We start from the raw sequence: 17,605 nt of genomic DNA, 5'->3' as shown, positions 1-17,605 counted from the left end.
CCGCTGAATACGATCTCCGTATGGAAGAGCTTCTCCAGCGTCTCCCGACATCGAAGCGCGTGACCTGGCTGAGGTCACAGGCCGTGGTGCTGGCCACCGCCTGCTTCTACGCGCTGATGCTCTGCTTTACGATGCCGGTCCCTGAGGTTAGGCACTTCGACGGCCTGTTCTGGTTTCCCGGCCTCGGGCCCCTCCAGACGATCGGTCTGTGCGTCGTGCTCGCCCTTCCGGTTCTGCTGGTGCACCGTCTGCCGACGGCGGTCTTCGCGACGATCCTGGGCGAATCAGCCCTCAGCGACATCTTCGGCGCGCGGCCCTTGATCGTGTTCGTCCTGCTCGTCGCCTTGGGCGGGTACCTCGCCGTCCGGCGGCCGAAGGCTGCCGCCGTCGGCTCCGTCGCGGCCGTCGCGACCGCGTTCGTCAACTTCACCCACGTCAACCCCGAGGGCTCCGTCGGCGACGCGGTCGGGTGGGCCGGGCAGTACGCGTCGTGGCTCGCGGTCGCGTGGGTTATCGGAGGGGTGTACCGCAAACGCCGTGAATACCTCGAAGCCCTGCACGAGCAGAGGGCGGCCCGCGCCGTCGTCACCGAGCGGCTACGGATCGCCCGCGAACTGCACGACAGCGTCGCGCACAGCATCGGGATCATCACGGTGCTGTCGGGAGCGGCGGCGCGGGTCGTGGACACCAAGCCCGAGCAGACGCGGCAGGCGCTGACCGGCATCGAGACCACCAGCCGCCAGACGCTGCTCGAGCTGCAGCGCATGCTCGGGGCGCTGCGCCGCGCCGAGCCGGTCGATGCCATGCCGGGGGCCGCTCCGTTGGCGCCGGCCGGCTGCCTGGCCGATATTCCGCGGCTCGCCGAACGCACGGCCGACGCCGGGGTGCGGGTCCAGGTGACCTGGTGGGGCGAGCGGCGTCCGCTGCCGCCGGAGATCGAGCTGTCGGCGTTTCGGATCGTCCAGGAGTCGGTGACGAACGTGGTGCGGCATTCCGGTGCGCGGACGTGCCGGGTCGCGGTGGGTTACGAGCCGGAAGGAGTGACGATCGAGGTGGTGGACGACGGGGAGGACGGTCCCGGCGAGCCCGGCCGTCCCAGGCCCTCGGCGGCGGCTGGCGGGAGTGGCTTCGGCTTGCTCGGCATGCGCGAGCGGGTGTCGTTGCTGTCCGGCCAGTTCAGCGCGGGCCGGCGTCCGGAGGGCGGATTCCGGGTGACGGCGAGGCTCCCGGCATGAGCGTGCGGGTGCTGCTGGTCGATGACCAGCCGCTGATGCTGGTCGGGCTCGGGATCCTGGTCGGCGGCACCGCCGACCTGGAGGTGGTCGGCGAGGCCGGCGACGGCCGCGAGGCGGTGCGCCTGGTACGTGTTCACTGGCGTGTTCGCGCGCTGTCTCAACGAACCGACCTGAGAAACGCGCCGCACGGTTCGTGAAGATCCACGTGCTCCGGCCCGTCCAGCGCTATTCCACTGTCCGATCCTCTCAACCCCGATCTGAACCGGCCGTCGGCGGGCCTGCACGGCCAGCCGCGGTCGGCGAGCTTGGTCGGTTGTGCGCGAAGCGGCTCCAGCTTGCCCCGGACGCCGACAGGTAGGCCGAGTATCTCGCCGACCCGACGGACCGTGACCGACCGAAGAGCTCGTAGTCCGGCGGGAGCACGTCGGGGCCGGAGCCACCACGAACCGCCCTGACGGACGATCTACACCACAGACACCCGCCGCCAGTACGAATACCCACGAACCCTGACACGGCCCGCTCCCACCGCCCGCAAGCCGATCTGCTGGCCCGGGAGACGGCGCGGGCGGAAAGCTTGCGGCAGTCGGCTCACGTTCCCGGCGCGCGGCACAACGCGCCGAGTCGCAGCAGCGAGTATGACGAACAGCGCTCGGTGCTCGCTGAGTATCTGCCCGCTTGAGGGCAGGACCTGGCCCTCCACTGCATTAGGGGCAGCGGCCTGGGGGATGGTGGTGTCCTGCTCGATGGACACTGGGCAGAAAAGGTCCGCGACCCCGTCTTCGTCTGTTCCTCCGGCCATCCAGTCGTCCGGTCATCCGGCTATCCGTCGACCAGGGCTCCACCGGACCCCGCTCGCACCCGTTCCGCATTAGCCCGGGGATGTAAACCTCTGGACCAATACGAGGTGACGGAGGATCAATCGGTGGGTTGATGCTGCCCACCCGCCCCGCATGACAGCGTTCAGCGCATGGACACCACGCCGATGGACACCACGCCGGTCGCACGCCGTACCGGACCGACCCGCCGCCGCGTGCTGGGCGCCGCCCTCGCCCTGGGCGCCGTCGCGCCCCTGGGCCTCGCCCGCACCGCCTCGGCCACTCCCGCTCCCACCTCCGCCGGCACCGGCTCCCCCGGCACCGTCCCCTCAGACACCGGCTCCCCCGCTCGGCTCACCCTGACTGCGCCCACCGGCCCCTTCCCGGTGGGCATGGTGCCGCTGCACCTGCGCGACGAGTCCCGGCTCGACCCCAACGCCAGGCCCGGAAAGTTCCGCGAGCTGATGGCCACCGTCTGGTACCCGGCCCGTGCCGCGGACGCCGACGCGTACCCGCTCGCCCCCTGGATGACCGACGGCGCCCTGAAGGCCCTGCTCGACGACGTCGGCTTCCCGCTCCCCCTCTCGCTCGCCCCGCTCACCGCTGGCCACCAGGGCGCGCCCGTCCACCGGACCGGCCGGCCGCTGCCTGTCGTCCTCTACTCGCACGGCGCGGGCGGCCACCGCGGCGAACACACCATCGGGGTCCAGGAGCTGGCCAGCCACGGCTTCGCCGTCGTCACCGTCGACCACACCCACGACGGCATCACCGAGTTCCCGGACGGGACCGTCGTCACCCGGGACGGCGTCGCCCCCGGGCTGTACCCGAAGGACTACGCCGCCGACCTGCTCTTCCTGCTCGAGCGCGTCGTCGACCTCGCCAACGGGCGCAACCCCGACGTCGACGGCCGCACCCTGCCGACCGGCCTGCTCGGCGCCCTGGACGCGCGGAACGTCGGCGTCTCCGGCTGGTCCAAGGGCGGCACCGCCGCCGCCCTCGCCATGGTCGCCGACCCGCGCATCCGCGCCGGCCTCACCTTCGACGGCCGGATGGAGTCGAACCCCGCCATCACCACCGACATCGACCGGCCGTTCATGCTGATGACCGCCAACTACACCCGGGCTGCCAGCCCGTACGTCGAGACCTTCTGGGGCCACCTGCGCGGCTGGCGCCTCGACGTCCAGGCCACCGGCGCCGTGCACCCCTCGTACGGCGACAACATGACGCTGATCCCCCAGGCAGGCAGGCTGCTCGGCATGACCAAGCAGCAGATCCAGTCCCAGGTCGGCACCCTCGACCCCGACCGCGGCGTCCTCATCCAGCAGGCCTACCCGCTCGCCTTCTTCGACCTCCACCTGCGCAACCGGCGCCGGGGCAACCTGCTCGACGGGCCGTCGAAGGCCTTCCCGGAGGTCGTGTACCACCCGTAGGCCCGGTACGGCGGCAGGCGGCCGCCACGGGGGTACGGCCGCCCACTGCCCGCTGAAGCAGCCCGAAGGGGCGGCGCCGGACCGGTTGCCCGGCGGCGGTGGGGTGAGGACTTGTCAGACGCGGCGGGCGCCGAGGAGGTCGCCGAACTGCCCGTTCACCGTGTGGCCGCTTCGGAGGGCATCGGCCCGGATGTCGAGGCCGGTGCGGCGTCCAAGGGCAGCAGTTCGGGGTCCGGCTGCGCCACTTTCGGCCCCCTGCCCGGACACGCCCGCCCTGGCCACGACACGGCCTGGGCGCAGCAGCGGGGCGGGAGGCGCTGTCCCGTGCCACGGAACCTTGACCGGTTGCCACCGAAGTTCGACCACTGCGGGTTCGTGCCATTGACGATTGATCGCACGGGGTAGCCCGTCAAGCGGGTCGCTGGTCCGATTGCCGTCTTCCAGGCTCTTCTCGGGCCCTGTGCCGGAGAGTGAGAATGCGGGCATGCGCACTCGGGGGAATGCACAGCCGTGCCTGGGGCCGTTCGCGGCAGGGCCGGTCGGCGGGATCGCGACCGCTGCCGCGGCGTTGCTGATCACGCTGTCAAGTCGCTATGGCTTTCACCGCGACGAGCTGTACTTCCTGCTCGCCGGTCGCCACATTGCCTGGGGCTATCCGGACCAGCCGCCGCTCACCCCGCTACTGGCCCGGCTCGGGGCGGAGCTGTTCGGCGCCACCCCGACCGGGGTACGGATCCTGCCCGCGCTGCTCACCGCGGTCTCGATCACACTCACCGCGCTGATCGCCCGTGAGCTGGGCGCCGGGCGGGGCGGGCAGGTACTCGTGGCAGGAGCTGCGGCTTGCTCGGGCTATGTGCTGGGCAACGGCCACCTGCTCTCCACCGCGACCTTCGACCTGGCCAGCTGGCTAACGATCGTCCTGTTGACCCTCCGCCTGCTGCGCACGGGCGAGGCCCGCTGGTGGCCGCTGCTCGGCGTCGCGGTCGGGATCGCGCTGCTGAACAAGCTGCTGGTACTCGGGCTGCTCGCGGCGCTGGCGGCGGGCGCTCTGACGGCCGGACCGCGCGGCCTTCTCGTGCCCCGACCACGCACTCTGCTCGGACCGCTGTTCGCGCTGCTTGCCGCGCTCCCGTTCGCGCTGCCCGTCCTTGGGTGGCAGGCCACGCACGGCTGGCCCGAGCTGACGGTCGCCCACGGGATCAGCGCCGCCGGCGGAGCGGGCGGGCGGCTGCTCGTCGTCCCGATGCAGGCGCTCCAGCTCTCCCCGCTGCTGGCGCCCCTCTGGCTGACCGGGCTGAGCCGGCTGCTGCGCCGGCCGGAGCTGCGATGGGCCCGACCGGTTGCGGTGGCCTGGATGGTGCTCTGCCTGCTGGTGATAGCGGGCGGCGGCAAGGCCTACTACCCCATCCCGCTGCTGTACGCGCTCACCGCGGCCGGCTGTGAACCGTACGCTCACTGGGCCCGCGATCACCGCGCCAGGCTGGCCGGCGGACTTCTCGCGGCCCTGCTCGTCAGCGCGCTGGCCGCCCTGCCGGTGCTGCCCGCCTCTGCGCTGGCGGTGCCGATGACGGTCGACCCCGACATCGGCGAAGAGGTCGGCTGGCCGGAGCTCGCGCGCGCCACCGCCACCGGCTGGGCGGCCACCCCCATCGAGCAGCGGCCCACCGCCGTGCTGCTGACCTCGAACTACGGCGAGGCCGGAGCCCTCGCACAGTACGGGCCCGCCCTCGGCCTGCCCTCCCCGTACTCCGGCCACATGGGCCTGTGGGCCTGGGGTCCGCCACCGGCGACCGCCACGGGGCCGGTGCTGCTCGTCCACCCAGCGGGCTACGCCGACCTGGAGGAGCACTTCACCGCCTGCCGCACGGTCGCGCGCGTCGACAACGGGCACGGCACGGCGAACATGGAGCAGCACGCGGCCGTCGTGCTCTGCGCGGGACCGGACCGCCCGTGGACGGCCCTGTGGCCACTGCTGCGCCGGTACTGAGCAGGTCACACGGGCAGGCAGCGCAGCCGCCGCACCTCCAGCCACCGGTGCGCTCACCACCCATCGCCGACCGCCTTCCGTTTCGGCTGCCCGTCAGATGCCGCAGACCGCGCAGCGGCACGCAGAACCAGCCTCCGCTGCACGTCGAGCCGTACCGGGCCTGCGCTGCCCCAGGTACGCGGACATGGGCGGTCAGTCCTCAGTGGCGCAAACCCGCAGTGGTCTAACTCCGGTGGCAGGCGATCAACGTTCGATGTCAGAGGACAGGCGCCGAGGCCGGTGCAACACGGCAGTGCAACACGCCCGCCCCAGTCCCCTACCGCCACATGACAGTGCCGGACCTGGGGTTGAGCGCGGTCATGCCTGTTCCGTCGGGCTGCTGACTTCGGCGCTGAGCCGGTCGAGGCTGTGGGCGAATTCGTTCAGGGCGCTCATGTGAAGCGGTGGAAGCGCTGAACAGGAGGCCCTGCCTTCATGCGCGCACCAGTTGGAGATCATCCGATCGAGTTGTCTCATTCGAACCTCTGCTCACCGGGATCGGATACGACAACGGCTTCAAAGGCCGCCAGGCCGCCAGTTAGCGCATGCATGCACGAGCACCTGTCACGACCAAGATCACTGTTTGGGGAGAGCTCCGTGGAACGACGTTGGATCCAGCTCAGGACCAGGGAGAGCCGAACTCGCGCTCAGGCCGAGCGGATCACTACGCGCCGTGGCTGAGGCTGACTGTTTTTCGGATCAAGTGAGCGGGGCGATCGGTGCGTCTATACGATCACGGAACTGCCCTCTGCTGATGTGATCTCGGAGACCTTTCATGCGTATGCGTAAGACCCTGGCCGCGGGGCTCGTGACCGTCGCGAGCGCCGCCGCGATGACCGTCGCGCCCGCGGCGCATGCCGGATACCCGTTCCCGTTGCAGTGCCAGTACACCAACAGCACCGACAGCTGGACCTTCAACGGGGGCTTCGGGACCGCCCCCGGCGAGACCATCTGCGTCAACAACTATGAGCTTGCCATGCAGAGCGACGGCAACCTCGTCATCTACAACAACATCGCCACCCCGATCTGGTCCTCCGGCACCTGGAACCACTCCGGCGCGACCGCCAAGTTCCAGCCCGACGGCAACTTCGTCATCTATGGGTACGGTGGCAGCCCGGCGCTGTGGGCCTCGAACACCTATGGCAACTCGGGCGCGACCCTCGTGTTCCAGCAGGACGGCAACCTCGTCATCTACGGCCCCGGCCACCAGCCGCTGTGGAACACCGGCACCTGAGACGGCCTCGGGGCTCCGCGCCGCCGCTCAGCGGCGGCGCGGAGCGCTGAGCTCGCGGCTCGGCTCGGCGATTTTCGTAAAGAAGCCAACACCACCCCCGGGTCGGCAGTCGGGGTCGCCGCCCTGGGGGGCTTCGGCGCGGATCCAGCAGCCAGCCGTTCCGTCAGACAGGTGTCCGCCTTCGTCCACACGGCTTCCAGCCGCTCGCGGTGGGCGGCAGGGGACTCGGCGTCGCCGTGAAATACCGCCGCCAGACGGCCGTCCGCGTAGACAGCCACCCAACCTTGCCGTCGGAACCGGCGGTACGGTGCGCCTCATCCACGACCACCAGGTCCCAGGCCGGCTGCTGGCTGGGCCCGCGGGTCAGCCGTCCAGTTGCGCGTACAGGCCACGGCCCGGGCGCTGCGCCCGGCCGGCCTTGGCCAGGCGCTCCAGCATGGTGCGCACCGCGTTCACGGTGCCCGCCGACTCCTCGATTCCCAGCCGGGCGGTCACCTCCCGGGCCCGCAGCGCTCCCCGGGCGCCGGCCAGTACGGCCAGCACGCTCTCGGAGGTGGCACCGGTCGTGCGTCGCCCGGGCGCGGGCGCAGCCTTTTCGCTCTTCTCGGCGGCCGGCTCCGCGCCGGTCCGCACCGGCCCGGCCCCGGCGGTCGCGGCCGTCTTCTTCGCCGCGGTGCGCGGCCGCGCGCCGTCGGCGGCCTTCTTCGCCGCGGTCTTCTTCGCGGGCGCCACCTTCTTCCCTGTGGCCTTCCTCGCGGGCGCCACCTTCTTCGCTGTGGCCTTCTTCGCCGGGATCTTCTTGGCGGCGGTCTTCTTCGCCGTCTTCGTGGCCGTGTCCGTGCCCATGGTGGTCTTCTCGGTCTGCTCCCCGCCCTGGTCCGGCGCCGCCTCGGCTTCGGCCGCGAGTTGCTGCGGCCGGCCCCCGGCGGTGGCGTCCGCCTCTGCCCGAATGTTGCCCACCGACGTGACGTCCTGCGAGGCCGGCAGTCCGGCCAGGGCCTGCAAGCTCTGGATGGCTCCGCGTACGGCGTTCTCGCGCGCCACAGCGGCGGTCAGCTCGTCCTCCAGGCGCCGCCGCCGGACCTCGATGCCGGGAAGTTCCGCCTCCAACTGGGCGATGGTGTCACTGAAAATACGGCTCTCTGCCACGGTTCCTCGTCTCCTCCGCCCACGCGATCTGTCGCAGGGACTGTGCGATCTTTACCCCGCCGCTGCGGTCCCCAACAAGAAACCGCGCCGATCCGCGCGGTGCGGGCAACGGGGCTGGCTGACCAGCGGCCCTCAGGAGGTGGCGATGGCGGTCAGGACCCGGGTTCGGGCCGCCTTCACCGCGGGCAGAACGGCCGCCGCCAGCCCGGACAGGGCCGCTCCGATGAGCACGGCCAGGATGGTGGCCCACGGGATGGTGAGCGCGGTGATCCCGTACAGGGTGAGGACCTTCTGGCCGGTGATGCCCCAGGCGAGGCCGAGGCCCAGGCCGAGCAGGGCGCCGTGCACCGCGATGAGGACCGATTCCAGGCGGACCATCCGGCCGATCTGGGCGCGCGAGGTGCCGACGGCGCGCAGGAGTCCGATCTCGCGGGTGCGTTCGATCACCGACAGGGCAAGGGTGTTGATGACGCCGAGGACGGCGATGACGATCGCGAGGCCGAGCAGGGCGTAGACGAGGTGGAGGACGGTGTCGACCTGGCCGGTGACCTGCTTCTTGTAGTCGGCCTGGCTCTGCACGCTCACCTGGGGGTAGCTCGCGAGCGAGCTGTCCAGCGCGGCCTGGACCTTCGCGTGGTCCACGCCGGGCGCGGTGTTGAGGTAAAGGGTGAAGTCCTGGACCTCGGGTGCGAAGCGGTTCAGGGTGTCGAGGGAGACCTCCCAGCTGCCGCCGTCCTTGCCCGCGCCGGCCGGGGGCTTGGAGATCGCGCCGACGGTCAGGGTGCCCACGTTCCCGTTGAGGAAGTGGAGTTCGACCTGCGAGCCGAGCGAGAGGTGGTCGGCGGTGGCGGTGGTCTGGTCGACCATCAGCTTGCCGGCCGCGACGTCGACGGTGGTGCCGGCGACGTACTGCGGCTTGACGGCCTGGTCGACGGTGGCGACGTCGACACCGGACACGACGAGCTGGAAACCGTTCAGGTGGGCCACCGCGTACCGCTGGCGGGTGACGGCCCGGATGCCGGGGACGGCCTTGACGCGGTCGGTGACCTCGTGGCCGATCGGGGTGGCGCCGTTGCCGGAGAGGACGTAGTCGGCACCGAAGGTGTTGTCGACGTCACGGTCCACCGAGGTGGTCAGCGAGGCGGCGAGAACGGCGACCGCGCCGACCAGGGACAGGCTGATCATCAGCGCCCCGGCGGTGACGCCGGTGCGACGGGGGTTGCGCACGGCGTTCAACCGGCTCGTCCGGTGCGCCGGCCGAGCTTCGGCGCGGGCGGGGTGGCGGCTTCGCGCAGGGCGGCCATCGGGGAGATCCGGGCCGCGCGCCGGGCCGGGAGGTAGGGGGCGACGAGCGTCACCAGCACGCCGACGGCGTAGGCCGCTGCCGGGGTGACCGGGTTGATGACCAGGGTTGTGCCGGACAGGTCGACGCCGAAGCCGGAGATCAGCGACTTGAGGCCGGCGGCCAGGCCGATGCCGGCCCCGAGGCCGAGGGTGGAGCCGATGACGCCGAGGAACAGCGCCTCGGTGAGGACCGAGCGCAGCACCTGGGAGCGGCTGGCGCCGAGGGCGCGCAGGAGGCCGAGTTCGCGGGTGCGCTGGGCGACGAGCATGGAGAAGGTGTTGAGGATCAGGAAGGTGCCGACCAGGACGGCGAGTCCGGCGAATCCGAGCAGGGCCGTGGTGACGACGCTGAGGAAGGAGCTGATCTGTTGGGCGGCGGTGGCGGCTTGCTGTTCCTTGGTGGCCACTGAGTAGCCGTCGCCCAGCGCCGTCTTGATCGCCGTTTGGGCGGTGGTGTGGCTGGTACCGGGGGCGGTGTCGACGGTGATGCCGGTGAACTGGTCGGACTTTCGGAGCAGTTGCTTCTGGGCGGTGGTGGTGTCGACGTAGGCCATGGTCACGCCGGGATTGCCGGTGCGGTAGGTGACGATGCCGACCAGGGTGCCCGGTACGGAGCCGGTGGGGGTGAGGATGCGCAGCGGGTCGCCGAGGTGGATGTTCCTGTGCTGGGCGCTGGCCTGGTCGAGGACGATTTCGCTGGTCTTGGTGAAGGCGATGTTGATGGTGTCGGAGACGAAGGCGACGCCGCGCAGGACGGCGAGGGTGGACAGCGCCATCCGGCTCTTGTGGGCGAGGAAGTTGCGGATGCTTGCCTTGATCATCGTCAGCTGGTCCGTCCGGCTCCGTCGAACTTGCGCATCCGGTCGAACACCGATTCCGCGGTGGAGTCGATCAGCTCGTCGACGATCCGCCCGTCCGCGAGGAACAGGACGCGGTCGGCGTAGGAGGCGGCGACGGGGTCGTGGGTGACCATCACGATGGTCTGTCCGAGGTCGTTCACCGAGCTGCGCAGGAAGGCGAGGATCTCGGCGCCGGCGCGGGAGTCGAGGTTGCCGGTGGGCTCGTCCGCGAAGATGATCTCCGGCTTGCTCGCCAGGGCGCGGGCGCAGGCGACGCGCTGCTGCTGGCCGCCGGACAGCTCGGTGGGCCGGTGCTTCAGGCGCCCGGCCAGGCCTACGGTGTCGATCACCTGGTCCGCCCACGCCTGTTCCGGCCTGCGGCCGAGGATGACCAAGCACGCAGCGGCACGTACCAGCTGATGCGACATCTCCCGCCAGAGCGGCAGACCGGTGTCTCTGCGACGTCCCGCACCTGGTTGATCCAGGAGGAGCCGGTCGGGGCCAGCCTCACACAGCGTCAAGCCAAGACCCGGGGTGGGCAGTGCAGTACACGATCAGCGCGTCAGTGTTCCTCGCGATCGTCATCATCGCCCGCCTGCGGCGCACCACCCACGCCCGCAGCCGCGTCGACGAGGCCTTCACCCTCTTCACCGCCGTCGCCTTCGGCGTGCTGATCGCCGCCACCACGCGGGGCCACGCCCTCCTCCAGCTCGTCGGCATCGCCGTCGACGCCACCCACCGACACCACCTGCGGCTGTGCCGGCCGGCAGACCTACTCTGATCGACGACACGGGGGAGGCCGGGAAATGGAACTGACGGTGCGCGACAAGCGCTGGATAGCCGCGGTGGGCGTGATCGCGGCCATGGTGTCGGCGTGCTACGCCGTATGGGGCGACGAAGCCGACTACCCACTCCCCTACACGCGACGCGACGCCTCGGTCCTGCGCCGCATCGCGCTCGCCGACCCGTCCACGAAGAACACCACGGTGGCAGCGGACGACCGCACGGTCTCCATGGAGGTCGCCTGGAGCGGCTGCGACTACAAGCCCGACCTGGTGGCCGGGGAGACAGCCGAGCAGGTCACCCTGCTGCTCAGACGCCGCGACGCCTCGGGCCCGGACATCGGATGCGAGGACGGCGGCATCGCCGAACTCACGGTCGTCCTGCACCAGCCCCTCGGCGTCCGGGCCCTGACCGACGCCCTCACCGGCGAACCCGTCCCCCACACCCACGCCTGACACCAGGCTGCAGCCGCATCGCCGCCGACGGACGCCGCTACCAGTCGGCCCCAACGTCCCTGAACGCCTCGGCCTCGCACACGCCGCGTCTTCCAAGTCCGGCGCATGTCCGCGGACCGACCGGGCAGACGGGTGCACGACAGTTCACCGCCACACCCGAGAACTCCTCCACGTCGCGGACCTACCAGTCCGCCGTTGCCGGGCTCTCCACGGCGGAAGTGCCCGCGTACCGGGCCCGGATGCCGCGCTTCGACCCAACCATCGCCCCGGCCCCCGGCCGTGGGCGCCGTACTTCGCGACCTCGGCACCGCGTCCTCGCCGCCGCCACCGGTGTCACCACCGCCCGCATCGGTGCCGCTGGCTGCCGACTCGTCCCGGTCAGGGAGGCCGTCGACCTCGCCGACCGGTTCCTCCGCCGCACTCGCGCCTGAACCCGCCGCTCCGAGCCACTCTTGCGTGGGAAGTTGGCCGGGAGGGGGATCGGGGCGCTCCCTGCCGCTGGCCTGGTGCTCGCGCCTTCCCCCCGGCTCGAAAGGCGGCTCGTCGGCCGCTTTCTACCTGTGCGGCGTCTTGCCACGGCAACCGGCCGGCACCCGTATTCGGCCGCCTGGATTAGGGGCCGGCGGGTTGCCGGCCATCCCTCCGGGGTGTCGGCTTGCAGCCGTTCGTCACCGAACCTAGGATTCCGAAATCCACTCAGCTGACATCGAGGAACAATTCATGGGAAATCCGGAGAACGATCCCGGGCAGTCGCTTCCGGCGTTCGAGGAAGCCAAGGGACTGGGTCCGCAGGACAGTCAGTTCGTGCACGATATCGTGGATGTGCTGGAAAAGCACGGGAATCTCGACCGTTTCGGCCTGTGTCTGCTGCACCAGCACTTTCCGGTCGCGGGCGACGAGGTCCTGGTCGAGACCCACGACCTCGCGGCACGCACCCTCCAGATCCGGGTCGACAAGGCGGACGCGACCGGTCACACCAAGCCCTCGCAGTGGCGGTTCGTGAAGACCGGACGCGGCAGCGGTGAGGTCGAGAGCCACGCCTACCAGGTGATCCTGCAGTGCAGTCCGATCAGCGGGTGCCCGGGAAGCAGGAGCACAGCGCGTTGAAGAACGAGGACGGCGGCGAGGTGAACACGAACACCTCGCCGCCGTCGCACGGTCGCAACGCAAGAGTCCGCAGCGCCGCGCTGTACTGGTGGGGACTTTGCGCCGTGCCGATGCTGGCTTTCCTGCTTCTCTGGGGCGGACAGCCCGCCCGAGCGGATTCCCCGTCCCCGAGCAGCTGTCATGCGGAGCAGTTGACCGCGGCCCGTGTAAACGTCGAACTCAGACTCGCCAACCACGCCCACAACACGGTCGAGGGCAGGGGAGTCATGACCGTCCGCGTACCCAGGTCCTGGGAGTACGCCGAGGGCCTGCTGCTGCAGAAGAGTTCTGTTGCCTACCGCGATGCGATGCGCTGTCTCCTTCGCGACGAGCAGGAGTCGGGGCGACCCCCGCAACAGTACCTGCGCGGACGCGAGTGGCGTTCGTCCAATCCGGCGGTGAGCGTCGAGCCTGACTGGGTCGAGGTCGAGTACCCGACGATCTTCTGGTTCGACCAACCCGGTATGTTCCGCGTCGGGCCGTGGGAAGTCGATGTGCACCCGGGCCAGTGGAAGCTGTCCCTCGTTCCCCCGACGGCTCTGGCAGGGGCCCGTTGGGACTCGGTCGTGGTCGATCTGGGCGGCCTGGAGGCATCCCGCGTGGTACCCGAACCCTCGACCGCCGGCAACGGGACCATGCGGTGGGGCGACCCTGACCGGCCTCAGGAGTCGAGCCCCTTGCTGACGGTTCGGGTGGCTCCCCCGTGGCAACGCGCATGGGCGGCCGTGAGCGGCAGAAGCGCATTTCTCGTCAGCAACAAGATCGGGATGGCCGCCTGGTGGGTGGTCATGTCCGCTATCGTCGCGGTGGCCGCTCTACGAGCCCGTCGCCGGCCGGCCCACATCGAGGCCACCGGGCTCGAAATCCGCAGCAGCACGGTCCTGCTGCAGTGGGGTCTGGTCAGCGCCGTCATCAGCCTGACGTTCCTGCCACCGCAGTACACACTCCTCGGTCAGGACCGTTGGAGGATCCTGATCGGGGTTCTGGTCGGCTGGGCGTTGACGGCCGCCGCCCGTCCGAAGAGGTCGGTGCTGCTGGCCGCCTCACTGGTGGCAGCGGTCGGCGGCCTGGTAGCCGGCTGGCCGTCCCTGTTCGGCCTTCCCCATAAGCTCTCCTCCCCCGGAACGGGGTCCGTCCACAGCTTCGCCCCGCTGATGGCCATGACCGCGGCGCTCCTGTGGCTGTGGCTGGCCGGCCTGGCGCTGTGGATCTGTCGGCTCGCGTGTGAGGGCGGACTGATCCGGACACCGGCATCACCCTGGCGGCTGCGCCGCCTCGGGTCGGTCCTCGCCGTGATCACCGTCCTTCTGCTGGGGTGGGAGTGGTGGACCCAGGAGCGCGGGTGGGAGCGGGCCAGCTGGCTGAGCGACCGCGCCGTGCAGGAGTACGGTTGGCTGCACCGCTCCTACCTGAGCGAGCATCTGGTGTCCTACACCATCCAGGTTCCCGTATGGTGCGTCGCCGGGACCTGGGTGGTGACCGGCATCGCCATCGTGGCCCTGCTACGGGCCAGGGACTTGGCGTTCCCCGTGCCGCGCGCGTATCCCACCAGGCTGGACCTCCTCCTGATCGCCGTGTTCTTCGCCGTCGTGGTCGCCTACCGCCAGGGCTCGTACGCAGGCAGCCAGGCAGCGGCTGTCCTCTGGCTCGTCCTGGACATCGCCGGCCTCTACGCCCTGTTGGCGGTCGGGAAGCGGTGGGCGGTCCTGGCCCAACACCTTGAGGGAAGCGGGGACACTCCGAGGCTGAGCGAAGCGATCACGGAGACGGGCCACTCCGACCTCATCGTGCGTGCACGCCGCTACCGGGAGCTGACCGACGAGCTCCGTGACATGGAGCCGGGGAAGAGCGAAGGAGCCGCGAGCCGACAGGCGGCGGAGAAGGAACGGCACGCGGTCGAACGGGAGCTGAGCGGGCTGCACCGCTGGCGGTCGCCGACCGGAACCGCCAACACGGCACGGCCCTGGCTGCCCGGCCAGTTCACGGTCATGGACATCGCCCTGAGCTGGGGCCCGCATGCCAGGTGGTGGGAGAACGCCCGCCGGGCCGCCCTGCTGGCGGCAGCCTTCGGCCTTCCCGGCACTCTCCTCATCCTCTGGTTCTTTTACCAGGGGGAGCAGACTCAGTGGATGCACACCGCGCAGGACTCCTTCGGGGCACCCGAGATGATCCGGCAGTTCTTGCTCTGGGAGCTCACCGCGGCAGGCGCGGGCCTGGTGCTGGGAGCGCTCTGGCGCCTGCTGCCCGGCCGCCGCGGTCCGACACGCGCCCTGAGCCTGACCGCCGTCTACACCCTGCTGATCGTCCTGGGGATCCTGGGCAACCTCCTCACCGACCAGCCACTCGGCAACTGGGCCATCGCCATCTGCCAAATGCTCCTGGTGCTGACCCTCACCAGCCTCGCCATGGACGCGGACACCTTCCGTTCCGAGCGGCGTCTGTGGCCCAGCCGCTTCGGACTGCTGCTCTCGATCTACCAGCTCCGCGGCTTCTCCGCGCAGATCGCGTACGTACTGGCTCAGTTGGCCGTGCTGATCGCGATCGCGAAATTCTTCATCGGCCCTGATATTCGGACCATGAAGTTTTGAAGTCAGGCGCTCCTGCCACTTCCAGACTCACTCTTGGAGTTCGGCGCTGCACGGGCCGCAGGCGAACATCGGCGCGTTCGGCACTGGCCCAGATGCAGGCCCCGGCCGTTGCCCGTCACAGCCGGTACGGGATCGCCGACGTGGCCGCTTCGTCAGCGCCCGGCGGCAGCGTCGGCAGCGGCCAGGACGGATCCGATGCCGGGGCGGCGCTGGTGGGCTTCTCGAAGTTCACGTACCAGCGCAGCGGCCCATGGGTGGCGGCATCCCGGAAGCAGTGCACGGAGGCCCCGCCCAGCCGGTTTCGGGGCAGGTGTTCAGCTTCACGAGAGAACCGGATGAACATCGAACCGGACGTCCTGGACGGCGAACTGGTCGATAGGGCCGACCGTCTGCCCGCCGTTCCGGAGGCCCCGTTCTTCCGACCTGGAGGGGTCCGGTCCTGAGAGAGCACCATCAGGCGGTCGGTACTGGCCTGCCCGAGGGACGCGCGTCCGAGAGCGGTTGGTCTCGGCACGGTCTGGATACAGACGGTACACCCGCGCCCGGTCACCGATCGCGCGCCGACAGACCGTTCTGACAGGAGTGCCATGCCACATCCGACCACGCGTCGCACGGCCCGCTACGGCTGGACACCGGACCTGCCCGACGCCCGCGACTTCCTCTACTCCGCACCGCGTCTCTCGCTCATCAGCCTGCCGCCCACAGCGGATCTGCGCGGCCAGTGCCCGCCGGTCTACGACCAGGGCGAGATCGGCAGCTGTACCGCGAACGCCATCGCCGCGGCGTTCGAGTTCGAGCTCATGCGGCAGAACCTGCAGGCCTTCGTTCCGTCGCGGCTGTTCATCTACTACAACGAACGGGTGATCGAGGGTCATGCCAGTACGGACTCGGGCGCACAGCTGCGTGACGGGATCAAGTCCGTGGCAAGCCTGGGTGCGTGCCCGGAGGACGAGTGGCCTTACGACGGCACACCCGCGCTCTCCGACGGAGGCCCCTTCCCACAGAACGCACGGGCAGGCCAGAAGCCTCCGGCGAGCTGCTACACGGAGGCCCTCAAGTCCACGGTGACCGCCTACCAACGCATTACCCGGGACCTCAACCAGTTCAAGGCCTGTCTCGCGTCAGGCTTCCCGTTCGTCTTTGGATTCACTGTCTACGCCGACTTCGAGAGCGCTGAGGTCGAGAAGACCGGCGTCGCGCAGCTGCCGACGACGGACGAGGAGGTGATCGGCGGACACGCCGTGATGGCCGTGGGTTACGACGACCAGACCGAACGCTTCATCGTCCGGAACTCCTGGGGGCCCGGCTGGGGCATGGACGGCTACTTCACCATGCCGTATTCCTACCTCACCGAGCAGGGACTCGCATCGGACTTCTGGACGATCCGCATCGTCACCTGAACCCGCCTTCTTCTCCGGGCCCGCCCATCGGTGGAGGCCTTGAACGTGACGAAGGCGGCGCGGCGGTCCTTGAGACGGTCGCTGCTGGCGACGGCGAGCGCCGTCAACCGTTCCGGCCTCTCCGCGTCGGGAGCAGTTCGGAGGCCGCCTGCGGGCTACCGCAGGCGAAGGTTGCCCTTCGCACCCACGATGATGGTCGGCTCGCCGCCAGGGAAGGGTTGTCGGCGAGTCCGGGGGGCGTGATTTCTGGACTCTGGCCTGCGGGAATGTCGAACCCCTCGGGAGGGAAGATCCCCGGGGAGACAACCCGAGGGTTCGTTCTGCGTCGCCAGGCCTGCGGCGCACGCTGACGGCAACTCACAGCGGCCACGGACGGTCGTGGACGGCCCTGGACGGTCATGGAGAACGCTACTCGCCACGGGTCCGTCGCACGCCGGCCACGGCCGTTCTGGCACCGCCTCAGTTCACGCCCGCGGTGAACTCGTCGTACAGCCGCTTGGCCGTCGGCGAGCCGAGCAGGCGCTCCAGGTCCGCCCGGGCGATCCGCCGGCGGAACTCCCCTTCGTACGAGGCGTCTCCGGCGTTGTGCGTCATCTCGGTGAGCCAGACCGCGAAGGCCTGGTAGTTCCAGACGTGGCGCAGGCAGGTCCGCGAGTAGTCGGCGAGCGGAGCCGGGTCGTCGTCCCGGTAGCGGCGGATGACGGCGCGGGCGAACACCTCGGTGTCGTGGAGGGCGAGGTTGATCCCCTTCGCGCTCATCGGCGGGACGATGTGCACCGCGTCCCCGAGCAGGTGCAGCCGGCCGTACTGCATGGGGCTGTACACCACGCTCCGCAGCGGCAGGAGCCGCTTGTCGACGATCGGGCCGGGCGTGACGGGCGAGCCGAAGCGGGCCACCAGCTCGCTCCAGACCCGCTCGTCCGGCCACTGCGCGAGGGTGTCGTCGAGCGGGCACTGGAGGTAGAGCCGGCCGACGTGCGGCCGCGGGGGGGGTCAGCCCGGCCAGGCCGCGCGGGGGAAGCCGCCAAGCTCGGCACGGGCGGTCCGGGACGGGCGGGACGGTATGGGCGGGACGGTATGGGCGGGACGGTATGGGCGGGACGGTACGGGCCGGGCAGGCCAGTCGGACCGGTCGGACCGGTCGGACCGGTCGGACCGAGC

The 17,605-nt window shown here is 70.4% G+C and carries 14 protein-coding genes and 2 pseudogenes; 10 read left to right on the top strand and 6 right to left on the bottom strand.

Annotated features, from left to right (window positions below; all coding sequences use genetic code 11):
* Positions 1–20 precede the first annotated feature (20 nt).
* The 5 genes from ACH4J0_RS15060 to ACH4J0_RS15040 all read left to right on the top strand — a co-directional run bounded on the left by ACH4J0_RS15060 (position 21) and on the right by ACH4J0_RS15040 (position 6,740).
* Positions 21–1,235 carry a sensor histidine kinase gene (locus ACH4J0_RS15060; protein WP_396240065.1) on the top strand — a complete coding sequence of 405 codons (1,215 nt, stop codon included), beginning with the start codon at positions 21–23 and terminating at the stop codon, positions 1,233–1,235.
* Positions 1,232–1,432 carry a hypothetical protein gene (locus ACH4J0_RS15055; protein WP_396240063.1) on the top strand — a complete coding sequence of 67 codons (201 nt, stop codon included), beginning with the start codon at positions 1,232–1,234 and terminating at the stop codon, positions 1,430–1,432. Before ACH4J0_RS15060 ends, ACH4J0_RS15055 begins: the two co-directional genes overlap by 4 nt.
* 770 nt (positions 1,433–2,202) lie before the next feature.
* A complete protein-coding gene (locus ACH4J0_RS15050) occupies positions 2,203–3,480 on the top strand; it encodes an alpha/beta hydrolase family protein (RefSeq protein WP_396240061.1) in 1,278 nt (425 codons plus the stop codon).
* 484 nt (positions 3,481–3,964) lie between these two features.
* A complete protein-coding gene (locus ACH4J0_RS15045) occupies positions 3,965–5,467 on the top strand; it encodes an ArnT family glycosyltransferase (protein WP_396240059.1) in 1,503 nt (500 codons plus the stop codon).
* A gap of 814 nt (positions 5,468–6,281) precedes the next feature.
* Positions 6,282–6,740: a hypothetical protein gene (locus tag ACH4J0_RS15040; protein WP_396240058.1), complete on the top strand. Its 459-nt coding sequence runs from the start codon at positions 6,282–6,284 to the stop codon at positions 6,738–6,740.
* A 363-nt stretch (positions 6,741–7,103) separates the two neighbouring features.
* Here ACH4J0_RS15040 and ACH4J0_RS15035 read toward each other — a convergent pair whose 3' ends face one another.
* The 4 genes and pseudogenes from ACH4J0_RS15035 to ACH4J0_RS15020 all read right to left on the bottom strand — a co-directional run.
* Positions 7,104–7,889: a prephenate dehydrogenase gene (locus tag ACH4J0_RS15035; RefSeq protein WP_396240056.1), complete on the bottom strand. Its 786-nt coding sequence runs from the start codon at positions 7,887–7,889 to the stop codon at positions 7,104–7,106.
* 132 nt (positions 7,890–8,021) lie between these two features.
* On the bottom strand, positions 8,022–9,116 hold the full coding sequence (locus ACH4J0_RS15030; RefSeq protein ID WP_396240054.1) for an FtsX-like permease family protein: 1,095 nt from the start codon (positions 9,114–9,116) through the stop codon (positions 8,022–8,024).
* Between the two features lie 5 nt (positions 9,117–9,121).
* Positions 9,122–10,054: an ABC transporter permease gene (locus ACH4J0_RS15025; protein ID WP_396240052.1), complete on the bottom strand. Its 933-nt coding sequence runs from the start codon at positions 10,052–10,054 to the stop codon at positions 9,122–9,124.
* 2 nt (positions 10,055–10,056) lie between these two features.
* Positions 10,057–10,437 (bottom strand): annotated as a pseudogene (locus tag ACH4J0_RS15020) (ABC transporter ATP-binding protein); the annotation flags it as partial.
* A gap of 176 nt (positions 10,438–10,613) precedes the next feature.
* Here ACH4J0_RS15020 and ACH4J0_RS15015 point away from each other — a divergent pair.
* From ACH4J0_RS15015 to ACH4J0_RS15000, 4 genes are all read left to right on the top strand, one after another.
* The gene (locus ACH4J0_RS15015) at positions 10,614–10,853 is read left to right on the top strand and encodes a hypothetical protein (protein WP_396240050.1); all 240 of its coding nucleotides are present in this window, start codon (positions 10,614–10,616) and stop codon (positions 10,851–10,853) included.
* A 25-nt stretch (positions 10,854–10,878) separates the two neighbouring features.
* On the top strand, positions 10,879–11,310 hold the full coding sequence (locus ACH4J0_RS15010; protein ID WP_396240048.1) for a hypothetical protein: 432 nt from the start codon (positions 10,879–10,881) through the stop codon (positions 11,308–11,310).
* Positions 11,311–12,030: 720 nt separating this feature from the next.
* Complete coding sequence (locus ACH4J0_RS15005) at positions 12,031–12,417, top strand: hypothetical protein (protein WP_396240046.1); 387 nt, start codon at positions 12,031–12,033, stop codon at positions 12,415–12,417.
* The gene (locus ACH4J0_RS15000) at positions 12,369–15,044 is read left to right on the top strand and encodes a DUF6185 family protein (RefSeq protein WP_396240044.1); all 2,676 of its coding nucleotides are present in this window, start codon (positions 12,369–12,371) and stop codon (positions 15,042–15,044) included. Before ACH4J0_RS15005 ends, ACH4J0_RS15000 begins: the two co-directional genes overlap by 49 nt.
* Before the next feature lie 115 nt (positions 15,045–15,159).
* Here ACH4J0_RS15000 and ACH4J0_RS14995 read toward each other — a convergent pair whose 3' ends face one another.
* Positions 15,160–15,387 carry a hypothetical protein gene (locus ACH4J0_RS14995; protein ID WP_396240042.1) on the bottom strand — a complete coding sequence of 76 codons (228 nt, stop codon included), beginning with the start codon at positions 15,385–15,387 and terminating at the stop codon, positions 15,160–15,162.
* 244 nt (positions 15,388–15,631) lie between these two features.
* Here ACH4J0_RS14995 and ACH4J0_RS14990 point away from each other — a divergent pair, with 244 nt between their 5' ends.
* Entirely contained in the window at positions 15,632–16,444 is an 813-nt protein-coding gene (locus tag ACH4J0_RS14990; RefSeq protein WP_396240040.1) for a C1 family peptidase, read from the top strand.
* 459 nt (positions 16,445–16,903) lie between these two features.
* Here ACH4J0_RS14990 and ACH4J0_RS14985 read toward each other — a convergent pair.
* Positions 16,904–17,362, bottom strand: a pseudogene (locus tag ACH4J0_RS14985) (FAD-dependent monooxygenase); the annotation flags it as partial.
* Positions 17,363–17,605 lie beyond the last annotated feature (243 nt).

The organism is Kitasatospora sp. NPDC017646 (assembly GCF_044329365.1).
In the GTDB taxonomy this organism is placed as follows: Bacteria; Actinomycetota; Actinomycetes; order Streptomycetales; family Streptomycetaceae; genus Kitasatospora.
Note: the sequence above shows the minus strand (reverse complement) of the source record. Positions and strands in the feature narration are given on the sequence as shown.

Coding starts and splice junctions, on each gene's coding strand:
- ACH4J0_RS14990 (WP_396240040.1), top strand. CDS start 15,632: ATGCCACATCCGACCACGCGTCGCACGGCCCGCTACGGCTGGACACCG.
- ACH4J0_RS15055 (WP_396240063.1), top strand. CDS start 1,232: ATGAGCGTGCGGGTGCTGCTGGTCGATGACCAGCCGCTGATGCTGGTC.
- ACH4J0_RS15060 (WP_396240065.1), top strand. CDS start 21: ATGGAAGAGCTTCTCCAGCGTCTCCCGACATCGAAGCGCGTGACCTGG.
- ACH4J0_RS15010 (WP_396240048.1), top strand. CDS start 10,879: ATGGAACTGACGGTGCGCGACAAGCGCTGGATAGCCGCGGTGGGCGTG.
- ACH4J0_RS15050 (WP_396240061.1), top strand. CDS start 2,203: ATGGACACCACGCCGATGGACACCACGCCGGTCGCACGCCGTACCGGA.
- ACH4J0_RS15025 (WP_396240052.1), bottom strand. CDS start 10,054: ATGATCAAGGCAAGCATCCGCAACTTCCTCGCCCACAAGAGCCGGATG.
- ACH4J0_RS15045 (WP_396240059.1), top strand. CDS start 3,965: ATGCGCACTCGGGGGAATGCACAGCCGTGCCTGGGGCCGTTCGCGGCA.
- ACH4J0_RS15005 (WP_396240046.1), top strand. CDS start 12,031: ATGGGAAATCCGGAGAACGATCCCGGGCAGTCGCTTCCGGCGTTCGAG.
- ACH4J0_RS14995 (WP_396240042.1), bottom strand. CDS start 15,387: ATGTTCATCCGGTTCTCTCGTGAAGCTGAACACCTGCCCCGAAACCGG.
- ACH4J0_RS15040 (WP_396240058.1), top strand. CDS start 6,282: ATGCGTATGCGTAAGACCCTGGCCGCGGGGCTCGTGACCGTCGCGAGC.